This window comes from Streptomyces sp. NPDC051105 (assembly GCF_040682795.1).
In the GTDB taxonomy this organism is placed as follows: Bacteria; Actinomycetota; Actinomycetes; order Streptomycetales; family Streptomycetaceae; genus Streptomyces.
The window spans coordinates 376,471-386,959 of record NZ_JBFBBR010000005.1; the positions used below are offsets into that span (position 1 = coordinate 376,471).

The following is a 10,489-nucleotide window of genomic DNA, read 5'->3' on the forward strand; positions in this document are numbered from 1 at the left end:
ACTGAACATTACGCCCGATCCCCTGAGCTGAAACGGGGTTCGGCAGCACGATTTGGATCATTTTCCAATGAAGCCGCAACCACCGCGCCCCCACCGGGAGCTGCGAGGACCCGTCGCGTGACCACCAGGACCAGCAACGACACACCCCCCGCCGCACCCGGCACGGCGAAGCCCCACAGCGCCCCGCCCGCCTCGACGACCGGACCCGCCAGGCCCGTTCCCACCGACGCCCCCACTGTGAACGTCGTCACAAGCCAGGAGAAAGCCTCGGTGACCGTCCCCCTCGGCGCATGCCGGTCCACCAGCACGAACGCACATGCGATCGCCGGCGCCAGGAACACCCCCGCCAGCACGGTGAGCAACACCATGGCCACCGCATCCGGCATCACCATCAGCGGCAGATAACACACCGCCAGAAGCGCCACCAGCACCCGCAGTCGCACCGCCGGCTCCCCCCGCCAGAGCCGCGCCCCGTACACCGAGCCGCCGAACAGCGCGCCCAGCCCCAGCGCCGCCATCATCCAGCCGTACACCCCGTCACCACCGTGCTCGTCCGCGTACGGCACCGACGCCACCGTGATGGAACCCAGCGCGATCCCGACGAACAGGAACGCGCCCAGCAGCGCCAGCAGCCCGGACGACCGCAACGCACCCAGCCAGTGCGCCTCGCGCGGCGCCGAACGCCACGCGCGCGAGGGCGGCGAGACGACCACGGAGAGGGCCCCGAGCACGCCCACCGCGTTCACCACCAGCAGCGCCGCCTGCGCCGACCACAGCGACACGCACAACGTCACCAGCAACGGTCCCACCGTGAACATGACTTCCTGCGCCACGGCGTCCATCGCGTACGCCGTGTGCACCTGGTCCTCCTTGCCGAGCACACTCGGCCACAGCGCACGCAGACCGCCCTCCAGGGGCGGCGTGAACAACCCCGCCGCGGCCACGCACGCGTAGGCGAGCGGCAGCGGACCGGTGCCGGCGAAGGCGAAACCGGCCATGGCGAGAGCCGACGCGACGGCCGCGGGCAGCTGGACCCGCGGCTGCCCGTGCACGTCCACCAGTCGGCCCAGCACCGGCTGGCCCACCGCGTTGGCGACGCCGTACACGGCCGCGAGCGCTCCCGCCAGGCTGTACGTACCGCCCTCCGCGCGCACGAACAGCACGATCGCGATCGCGGCCGTGGCGTTCGGCAGCCGGCCCACCAGGGTGCCCGTCAGCAGGCGGACCGCGTGCCTCGCCCTGAGGATCTCCAGGTATCCCGCGGCCATGGCCCGCCTCCAAGTTTTACGTATAACGTCTGCTCCCATACGTACCATGTGCGCAGTTCACACGTCCAGACGAAGGAGCCCACCCCCGGTGGCACGCAGCAGCACGCGCCCGACGAGCCGCGACGTCGCCCAGGCCGCCGGCGTCTCCCAGGCAGCCGTGTCCCTCGTACTCGGCGACAAATGGCGCGGCCGGGTCTCCGAGGCCACCGCCGAACGCGTCCGGGAAGCCGCCCGCGACCTCGGCTACCGCCCCAACCTCGCCGCCCGCAACCTCCGCCTCGGCCACACCCGCACCGTCCTCCTCGTCGTCCCCGCCCTCACCACCGAGTTCTTCGCCGGCGTCTACACCGGCGCCGCCCGCGTGGCCGCCGACCACGGCTTCGGCGTCGTCCTCTACCCCTCCCCCGAAGGCATCGGCCCCGCCCGCCCGTCGCCCACCACCCTCAAAGGAAGGCCCTTGCGGGCCGCCCCCATTCGCGATCCCTTCGCCTCCGCCCAGGCCGCCCTCGACGGCGTCATCGCCTCCTCGATGGCCGCCGACGCCCTCACCGCCATCCGCGGCGACCAGCTCCCCCTGGTGATGCTCGACAGCGACCCCGACGGCAGCCTCGGCGCCGCCACGGTGAACCTGGACATCGCCGACGGCGTACGCCAGGTCGCCGACCACCTGCTGGGCCTCGGCCACCGCCGCTTCCTCCACCTGGCCGCCGACGTCGCCTCCTGGACCTTCGAGGTACGCGCCCGCGAACTGGCCGCACGCACCGCCGAGGTACCCGGCACCTCGGTACGCACCGTCCACGCCCCGATCTCCATCGAAGGCGCCCACACGGCCACCGAAGCCGCCCTCGCCGCACCCGGCCCCCACCCCACCGCCCTGGTCTGCGACGACGACAAACTCGCCGCCGGCGCCTACAAGGCGCTCCGCCGCCACGGCCTGCGCATCCCCGACGACATCTCCGTCACCGGCCTCGACGACCTCGCCCTCGCCACCGCCATCGACCCCGAACTCACGACCGTACGACTGGACGCCGAACTCTTCGGCGAACGCGGCATGCACGCCCTCCTCGCCGTCCTGGAAGGCCGCGCGCCAGAAGGCCGGGACATCCCCGTCGAACTGGTCGTACGAGGCTCCACAGCGCCCCCACCGCAACCCTAGCCGCACCCGGCCGCACACACACCCGCGCCCCGCCCGGACGACTCGCCGGACGGGGCGCACAGAGCGGGTGGCAGCGGGGCTACTCGACGTCCCCGCCGGACTCCTCCGCCTCGTCGGTCGCCGCAGCCGTCGCCGCACCTTCCGACTCCAGCAACCGGGACAGCTGCGGGCTCCCGATACGCCTGAACTTGCGCTTCTGCGGACGCGTACGGTCCAGCAGCGCGACCTCCAGACGCTCCGCCGGAATCTCCCGCTGCGTGCCGTTCGACTCCCGCGACAGAGCCGTCACAGCCAGCTTCAGAGCCTCCGCGAGCGTCATACCGTCCCGGTGCTCCCGGTCCAGATAGCTGCTGATCTGCTCCGCATTGCCACCGACCGCGACCGAACCGTGCTCATCCACGATCGAACCGTCGTGCGGCAGCCGATAGATCTGGTCACCCTCCGGGGTCTCCCCGACCTCCGCGACCACCAACTCCACCTCGTACGGCTTCTCGGCCGCACTGGAGAAGATCGTGCCCAGCGTCTGCGCATAGACGTTGGCAAGACCCCGCGCCGTCACATCGTCACGGTCATAGGTGTAACCCCGCAGGTCGGCGTAGCGCACACCGCCGATCCGCAGATTCTCGTACTCGTTGTACTTACCGGCGGCCGCGAAACCGATCCGGTCATAGATCTCGCTGAACTTGTGCAGCGCACGGGACGGGTTCTCACCGACGAACACGATGCCGTCGGCGTACTGGAGCACCACCAGACTCCGACCGCGCGCGATGCCCTTCCGGGCGTACTCCGCACGGTCCGCCATGGCCTGCTGAGGTGAGACATAAAACGGCGTCGACACCGGTATCCGTCCCCTTCCTTAGGGTTCCGTCGAAGTCACTGGGATCACCTTCACCACAAGCGCCGGACGCCTCAGAGCAGCGCCGCGCGCGGGCCGTCCGGCTCCTCCAGACGGCGCGCCAGCACCGCACGGGCGAGCTCGGAGGACTCGTCGTCGGTGAGCCGGCGGAACCCGTCCTCGGTGATCACGGTGATGATCGGGTAGATCCGGCGCGCGACATCGGGACCACCGGTCGCCGAATCGTCGTCGGCCGCGTCGTACAGAGCCTGCACCACCAGTGTGGTCGCCTGCTCCTCACTCAGGTCCTCACGGAACAGCTTCTTCATGGCCCCGCGCGCGAAGACCGAGCCGGAACCCGTCGCGGAGAAGTTGTGCTCCTCGGAACGGCCGCCCGTGACGTCGTACGAGAAGATCCGCCCCTTGCCCCGGTCCACGTCGAACCCGGCGAACAACGGCACGACCGCCAGGCCCTGCATCGCCATGCCGAGGTTGGAACGGATCATCGTCGACAGCCGGTTCGCCTTGCCCTCCAGCGACAGCTGCGCACCCTCGACCTTCTCGAAGTGCTCCAGCTCCAGCTGGAAGAGCTTGACCATCTCCACGGCGAGGCCGGCGGTACCCGCGATGCCGACCGCCGAGTACTCGTCGGCCGGGAACACCTTCTCGATGTCGCGCTGGGCGATCACGTTCCCCATCGTGGCCCGACGGTCACCGGCGAGCACCACGCCCCCGGGGAAGGTCACCGCGACGATCGTCGTCCCGTGCGGCGCCTCGATCACCCCCTGCGTGGGCGGCAACTGCCGCTTGCCGGGCAGCAACTCCGGCTGGTGCTCACCGAGAAAGTCCATGAACGAAGAGGACCCAGGCGTCAGGAAGGCAGCTGGTAGACGCCCGGTGCTACGAGTGTTGGCTTCCACGCGTTTCCTTCCACGTATGCTGCAGCCCGTCTTATGACGTCGGGCTGATCCTTGAACTGCCCCAGCGCGGCGTTGCAGCTGAAGCACAGTACGCCACGGACCCTACCCGTCTCATGGCAGTGATCCACATGCGCAGCGGGGGCGGATGGACAGATACAGCAGACACCATGTTGCGAGGCGATCAGCGCGTCACGCTCGACTTCGGTGAGACCGTACTTGCGCTTGAAAAAGCTGACCCGGTTTCGCTCCGCGCGGCACGCACGGCAGTAACTCGCCCAGCCGTCCGACGAAGTCTTGTTGCGCTCCCACTCGGAGTGCGGCTTCACGACTTCGCACTGCGGGCACCGCTTGTGCCCGGCCGGGACGTCCACCTTCTCTCGGACGGTCTTCCCAGTAGCCTCTCGGCGACGCCGGTAGTGCGCGGCACTGTACTCCGCCACGCACTCCCGGCAGTACACCTGGAGGCCATCGCACCGGTTCCTGTCTCGCGCGAACGCCGCAGGAGGCAGGTCCCGCTCGCATTTCCTGCAGTGCTTCGCGTTCGGCTCCGCAGCCACCCGCTCCCCCCGACCCCTCTAATTCGAAGGCGACGTGGCCAATTCGCCTTTACTCTCCACCTTTTTGCACGAATGACCTCACGAAGTCCTCTGCGTTCTCCTCGAGTACATCGTCAATCTCGTCAAGAACCGAGTCGACGTCGTCGCTCAGCTTCTCGTGCCGCTCCTTGAGGTCCTCGGAGCCCTGCGACTCCGCCGCCTGCTCCTCGACCTCCTCGGTGGAGTGCGTCGCCTTCTGCTGTCCGCCGCCGGTGTCCTTGGTTGCCATGACACTCACCCCGCTCAGTTCGCCCGACATGGGTCGACAGGTCGGCTTTCCTGCCGATCGGTGATGATCAGACCCTACAAGCCGGGTCCGACATCGGCCCCGCAGTTTCTCCAACGTACGGGGGCCACCTCGATGATTCCCGGGCGGCGGGATTTTGACCCCGGCCGCCCGGTGTGCTCCGGGTACCCGTTCAGCCGCCGGAGAGGACCCTGACCAGGTCTTCTGCGGTGCGGCAGCGGTCCAGGAGCTCCTTGACGTGATTTCGCGTTCCGCGTAGCGGTTCCAGGGTTGGGACGCGCTGGAGGCTGTCCCTGCCCGGGAGGTCGAAGATGACCGAGTCCCAGCTGGCGGCGGCGACGTCGTCGGCGTACTGCTCCAGACAGCGGCCGCGGAAGTACGCGCGGGTGTCCTCCGGCGGGCTCGTACGGGCCCTGTCGACGTCGGCCTCGGCGAGCAGCCGCTTGATGCGTCCGCGGGCCGCGAGGCGGTTGTAGAGGCCCTTCTCGGCCCGTACGTCGGCGTACTGAAGGTCGAGGAGGTGCAGCTTGGCGGCGTCCCAATCGAGGTCGTCGCGGCGTCGGTAGCCCTCCATGAGTTCCTTCTTGGCCACCCAGTCGAGTTCGCCGGCGAGACTCATGGGGTCGTTCTCCAGGCGGTTGAGGGTGTCCTCCCAGCGCTGCAGGACGTCCCGGGTCTGTTCGTCGGCGTCGGCGCCGTAGCGCTCCTCGACGTACTTGCGGGAGAGCTCGTAGTACTCCATCTGGAGCTGGACCGCGGTGAGTGTGCGGCCGCTGCGGAGCGTGACGAGGCGCTTGAGGCTGGGGTCGTGGGAGACCTGGTGAAGGGTCCGTACGGGCTGGTCGACGGCGAGGTCGACCGCGATGAAGCCGTCCTCGATCATCGAGAGGACCAGGGCCGTGGTGCCGAGCTTGAGGTAGGTCGAGATCTCCGAGAGGTTCGCGTCGCCGATGATCACGTGCAGACGGCGGTACTTCTCGGCGTCCGAGTGCGGCTCGTCGCGGGTGTTGATGATGGGGCGCTTGAGGGTCGTCTCCAGGCCGACCTCGACCTCGAAGTAGTCGGCGCGCTGGCTGAGCTGGAAGCCGTGCTCGTGGCCGTCCTGGCCGATGCCGACGCGGCCGGCGCCGGTGACGACCTGGCGGGAGACGAAGAAGGGGGTGAGGTGGCGCACGATGTCGGAGAAGGGGGTTTCCCGCTTCATCAGGTAGTTCTCGTGCGTGCCGTAGGAGGCGCCCTTGTTGTCGGTGTTGTTCTTGTAGAGGTGGATGGGCTGGGCACCGGGGAGCTGGGCGGCTCGTTCGGCGGCCTCGGCCATGATGCGCTCGCCGGCCTTGTCCCAGAGGACGGCGTCGCGGGGGTTGGTGACCTCGGGGGAGCTGTACTCGGGGTGGGCGTGGTCCACGTAGAGGCGGGCGCCGTTGGTGAGGATGACGTTGGCGAGGCCGATGTCCTCGTCGGTGAGCTGGCTGGCGTCGGCGGCCTCGCGGGCGAGGTCGAATCCCCGGGCGTCCCGCAGCGGGTTCTCCTCCTCGAAGTCCCAGCGGGCGCGGCGGGCCCGGTGCATCGCCGCCGCGTAGGCGTTGACGATCTGGGATGAGGTGAGCATGGCATTGGCATTGGGGTGGCCGGGGACGGAGATCCCGTACTCCGTCTCGATGCCCATTACTCGCCGTACGGTCATGCGGCCCTCCTTGCCCGGCGGAGCCCTCGGTCGTGGGCTCCGCTCGCGTACCGCTGGCGCTCCGGTGCGTGTGCGGTGCCCGTCCCCGCACTGCGCGACTCGGCGGTAGGAAAGAGCCTAGAACGCCTTTGCGCTGGTGGGGAGATCATTTGCGTCATTGCCTTGCTCGCCTCGGTTCCGGTTTTGGCCGGAAAAACAGTCGGCTGCGGGTACCCGGTGGGGGCACCCGCAGCCGCCCTGTGTTTTACAGGTACTGCCCGGTGTTCGCCACCGTGTCGATGGAGCGCCCCGTGTCGGCGCCCTGCTTTCCGGTGATGAGGGTACGGATGTAGACGATCCGTTCGCCCTTCTTTCCAGAGATTCGGGCCCAGTCGTCGGGGTTGGTGGTGTTGGGCAGGTCCTCGTTCTCCTTGAACTCGTCCACGCAGGCCTGGAGGAGGTGGGAGACGCGGAGGCCCTTCTGGCTGTGCTCCAGGAAGTCCTTGATCGCCATCTTCTTGGCGCGTCCGACGATGTTTTCGATCATTGCGCCGGAGTTGAAGTCCTTGAAGTAGAGGACTTCCTTGTCGCCGTTGGCGTAGGTGACTTCCAGGAAGCGGTTCTCCTCGGATTCGGCGTACATGTGTTCCACGGCCGTCTGGATCATGCTGGCGACGGTGGTGGCCTTGCTGCCGCCGTGCTCGCCGACGTCGTCGGAGTGCAGCGGGAGGCGTTCGGTGAGGTACTTGCCGAAGATGTCCTTCGCCGCCTCGGCGTCCGGACGCTCGATCTTGATCTTCACATCGAGGCGGCCGGGGCGGAGGATGGCGGGGTCGATCATGTCCTCGCGGTTGGAGGCGCCGATGACGACCACGTTCTGCAGGCCTTCGACACCGTCGATCTCGGCGAGCAGCTGGGGGACGATGGTGTTCTCCACGTCCGAGCTGACGCCGGAGCCTCGGGTGCGGAAGAGGGACTCCATCTCGTCGAAGAAGACGATGACGGGGGTGCCCTCGCTGGCCTTCTCCCGGGCACGCTGGAAGACGAGGCGGATCTGCCGCTCGGTCTCGCCGACGTACTTGTTCAGGAGCTCGGGGCCCTTGATGTTGAGGAAGAAGCTCTTGCCGGCGGCCTGGCCGGTGACCTCGGCGACCTTCTTGGCCAGCGAGTTGGCGACGGCTTTGGCGATGAGCGTCTTGCCGCATCCGGGCGGCCCGTAGAGCAGGACGCCCTTGGGCGGGCGCAGTTCGTGCTCCTTGAACAGGTCCGGGTAGAGGTAGGGGAGCTCGACGGCGTCGCGGATGGCCTCGATCTGGCCGCCGAGACCACCGATCTGCTCGTAGCCGATGTCGGGGACCTCTTCGAGGACGAGTTCCTCGACCTCGCTCTTGGGAACGATCTCGTAGACGTAGCCGGAGCGGGGTTCGAGCAGCAGGGCGTCGCCGGGGCGGATGTTCACGTCCAGCAGCGGCTCGGCGAGCCGCACCACCCGTTCCTCGTCGGTGTGCCCCAGTACCAGGGCGCGTTCGCCGTCCTCGAGGATCTCCTTGAGGGTGACGATGTCGCCGACGCGCTCGTACTTCATGGCCTCGACCACGTTGAGCGCTTCGTTGAGCATGACTTCCTGGCCGCGCCTGAGGTCGTCCAGGTCAACGCTTGGGCTGACGTTCACCCGCAGTTTGCGGCCGCCGGTGAAGATGTCGGCGGTGCCGTCCTCGTTGGCTTGCAGGAAGACACCGAAGCCGGCCGGCGGCTGTGCGAGCCGGTCGACTTCCTCCTTGAGGGCCACGATCTGGTCGCGGGCCTCGCGGAGTGTGTTCGCGAGTCGTTCGTTCTGGGCGGACACGCCGGCCAGGTTCGTCTGCAGCTCGACGATCCGCTCTTCGAGAATCCTCGTGTGTCGCGGAGAGTCGGCGAGCTTGCGTCGCAGGACGGCGATCTCCTGCTCAAGGTAGGCAATCTGCCCGGCGGGGTCGTCGGACCCTCGTCCCGGGCGGATGCCGCGGTTCATGTCGTCGTCGTGGGCTGCCACGGTCCTCACCTCCTCCAAGGGGAGCTGGACGCTTCCAGACCCTACCTGGGTGGGTGTCGATTGAAACCCCTAGATCACAAAGACTGTCAAGGTGTGTCGTCGGTCACCCATCGCTTCTCCCTCGTGCCCGGTGGATACCCACTCAACGCGATTCAGAAGCTGCGTGTTCCAGGCCGGGAGCGGTCAAAACCCTCCGTGACTGGCCGGAGTTGTCCGCTCCGATGCCGGTTCAGGGGTTGTGCCCCGGTGAGGGCTTCCTTACACAGAGCAACGGGGCGGGTGGCGCGGGTGATCGCGGGCGCGGGTCGCGGGTTGGCTCAAGTCGATCGATCCGGTGGCCGAGCGCCGTCGTCCCGCGCGGCCGGGTGCGCCGTGCGCGCGGGCCGGAGGGGCCTCCGGGCGCGGGTGGGTGCCCGGCGGAGGGCACGGCCGGGGGCGGTTCGGGCGGGGGTAGGGTCGAAGGAGTTCAACACCCGCCGGGGCGGGACCGGGTGACCGCCGGGTCCGGCCGTCCGGCGCTTTCGAGGGCAGGAGAGATGACCGTGCAGCAGGAGGCCCTGGCCGGCGCGGAGGCGCTTGAGGTCTGGATCGACCAGGATCTTTGTACGGGTGACGGGATCTGTGCCCAGTACGCCCCGGAGGTGTTCGAGCTGGACATCGACGGCCTGGCTTATGTGAAGGGCGTGGACGACGAGCTGCTGCAGGCGAAGGGGGCGACGGTGCCGGTGCCGTTGCCGCTGCTGACGGACGTGGTGGACTCGGCGCGGGAGTGTCCGGGCGAGTGCATTCATGTGCGCCGGGTCACGGACCGGGTCGAGGTGTACGGGCCGGACGCGGAGTGACTTTCCGGCCACTCCGCGTGGCCTGTGGGTCAGCCGCGTGGGTCAGACGCTGTGGGCGGCCGCGGGGGTGGAGCGGACGAACGTGTGGCCGTCCCAGCGCCAGGTGGCGCGGGTCTTCACGTCCGGGCAGCAACTGGGCACATCGTCCGAGGAATAGCCGAGCAGGGTCGCTGTGACCGTTTTGGCGGCAACGGTGAAGTCGGTGACCGTGAGCCGGTCCTTGGGGTCGACGAGGGTGGCGACGACGCGGGGGCGGGTGGCGTCGGCGGCCTGGGTGAGGACGTAGACGCCGTCGGGCGGGGTGCCCATGGCGGAGTCGCAGTGGACCACCGCCACGGTTTCCGGTCTGCCGTCGCCGTCGAGGTCGCCGGTGGCCTTCTTGACGACCACCTCCTTCACGGGGCCGCAGTCGAGGGGGAAGTCCACGCCGGTGACGTTGGGCGGCGCGGTGGCCGCGGGGGTGGGCTTCGTCTCGGTGCCGGCCGTGGGCTGGGCGGCCTTGGCCGCGCCCGGCTGGAAGAGGGATGACAGCGCGATGACGCCGGTCACAGCAGTGGCGGTGGCGAGCCAGTGCATGGGGCGGGGGTCGGTGTGAGCGAGCTCCGGGACCACGGATTGCTGCACTAGGAGTGTCTCCTGCGAGGCCTGTGCCGGTGGGGATGGCCTGCATAGTGCCACACGTCACAGTGGGTGGGGAACGCCGGGGTGCGCTTCCGACGGCGGCCGCCTCCTGCGACGGCCGACGAGGCTTCGGTGACGGCCGAGGCTTCCGCCACAGCCGACGAGGTTTCGGTGACGGCCGGGGAGGCTTCCGCCACAGCCGACGAGGCTTGGGTGACGGCCGGGGAGGCTTCCGCCACAGCCGACGAGGCTTGGGTGACGGCCGGGGAGGCTTCCGCCACAGCCGACGAGGCTTGGGTGACGGCCGGG

At 68.8% G+C, this 10,489-nt stretch carries 10 protein-coding genes; 2 read left to right on the plus strand and 8 right to left on the minus strand.

The annotated features are described in order from the left end of the window. Positions 1 to 8: 8 nt before the first annotated feature. On the minus strand, positions 9 to 1,268 hold the full coding sequence (locus tag AB0N16_RS15370) for an MFS transporter (protein WP_365796795.1): 1,260 nt from the start codon (positions 1,266 to 1,268) through the stop codon (positions 9 to 11). An 88-nt stretch (positions 1,269 to 1,356) separates the two neighbouring features. Between AB0N16_RS15370 and AB0N16_RS15375 the strand changes: the two genes are divergently transcribed. Beyond that, entirely contained in the window at positions 1,357 to 2,424 is a 1,068-nt protein-coding gene (locus AB0N16_RS15375) for a LacI family DNA-binding transcriptional regulator (protein WP_365796797.1), read from the plus strand. A 79-nt stretch (positions 2,425 to 2,503) separates the two neighbouring features. Here the strand turns inward: AB0N16_RS15375 and prcA are convergent, their stop codons facing one another. The 6 genes from prcA to arc all read right to left on the minus strand — a co-directional run bounded on the left by prcA (position 2,504) and on the right by arc (position 8,717). After that, the gene (gene prcA, locus AB0N16_RS15380; protein ID WP_365796799.1) at positions 2,504 to 3,262 is read right to left on the minus strand and encodes a proteasome subunit alpha; all 759 of its coding nucleotides are present in this window, start codon (positions 3,260 to 3,262) and stop codon (positions 2,504 to 2,506) included. Positions 3,263 to 3,333: 71 nt separating this feature from the next. Next, positions 3,334 to 4,179, minus strand: coding sequence for a proteasome subunit beta (gene prcB / locus AB0N16_RS15385; RefSeq protein WP_365796801.1), 846 nt, complete (start codon positions 4,177 to 4,179; stop codon positions 3,334 to 3,336). Next, on the minus strand, positions 4,131 to 4,736 hold the full coding sequence (locus AB0N16_RS15390; RefSeq protein ID WP_365796803.1) for an endonuclease VII domain-containing protein: 606 nt from the start codon (positions 4,734 to 4,736) through the stop codon (positions 4,131 to 4,133). Before AB0N16_RS15390 ends, prcB begins: the two co-directional genes overlap by 49 nt. 49 nt (positions 4,737 to 4,785) lie before the next feature. Beyond that, positions 4,786 to 5,004 carry a ubiquitin-like protein Pup gene (locus AB0N16_RS15395; RefSeq protein WP_234531430.1) on the minus strand — a complete coding sequence of 73 codons (219 nt, stop codon included), beginning with the start codon at positions 5,002 to 5,004 and terminating at the stop codon, positions 4,786 to 4,788. A gap of 190 nt (positions 5,005 to 5,194) precedes the next feature. Next, positions 5,195 to 6,706 (minus strand): depupylase/deamidase Dop, encoded by a 1,512-nt coding sequence (gene dop, locus AB0N16_RS15400; RefSeq protein WP_365796805.1) that lies wholly within the window; start codon positions 6,704 to 6,706, stop codon positions 5,195 to 5,197. 244 nt (positions 6,707 to 6,950) lie between these two features. Then, on the minus strand, positions 6,951 to 8,717 hold the full coding sequence (arc, locus tag AB0N16_RS15405; protein ID WP_365796807.1) for a proteasome ATPase: 1,767 nt from the start codon (positions 8,715 to 8,717) through the stop codon (positions 6,951 to 6,953). A 536-nt stretch (positions 8,718 to 9,253) separates the two neighbouring features. Here arc and AB0N16_RS15410 point away from each other — a divergent pair. Next, positions 9,254 to 9,559, plus strand: a complete 306-nt coding sequence (locus AB0N16_RS15410; RefSeq protein ID WP_365796809.1) for a ferredoxin — start codon at positions 9,254 to 9,256, stop codon at positions 9,557 to 9,559. Positions 9,560 to 9,601: 42 nt separating this feature from the next. Here AB0N16_RS15410 and AB0N16_RS15415 read toward each other — a convergent pair whose 3' ends face one another. Then, positions 9,602 to 10,183, minus strand: a complete 582-nt coding sequence (locus AB0N16_RS15415; protein WP_365796811.1) for a hypothetical protein — start codon at positions 10,181 to 10,183, stop codon at positions 9,602 to 9,604. Positions 10,184 to 10,489: the final 306 nt, after the last annotated feature.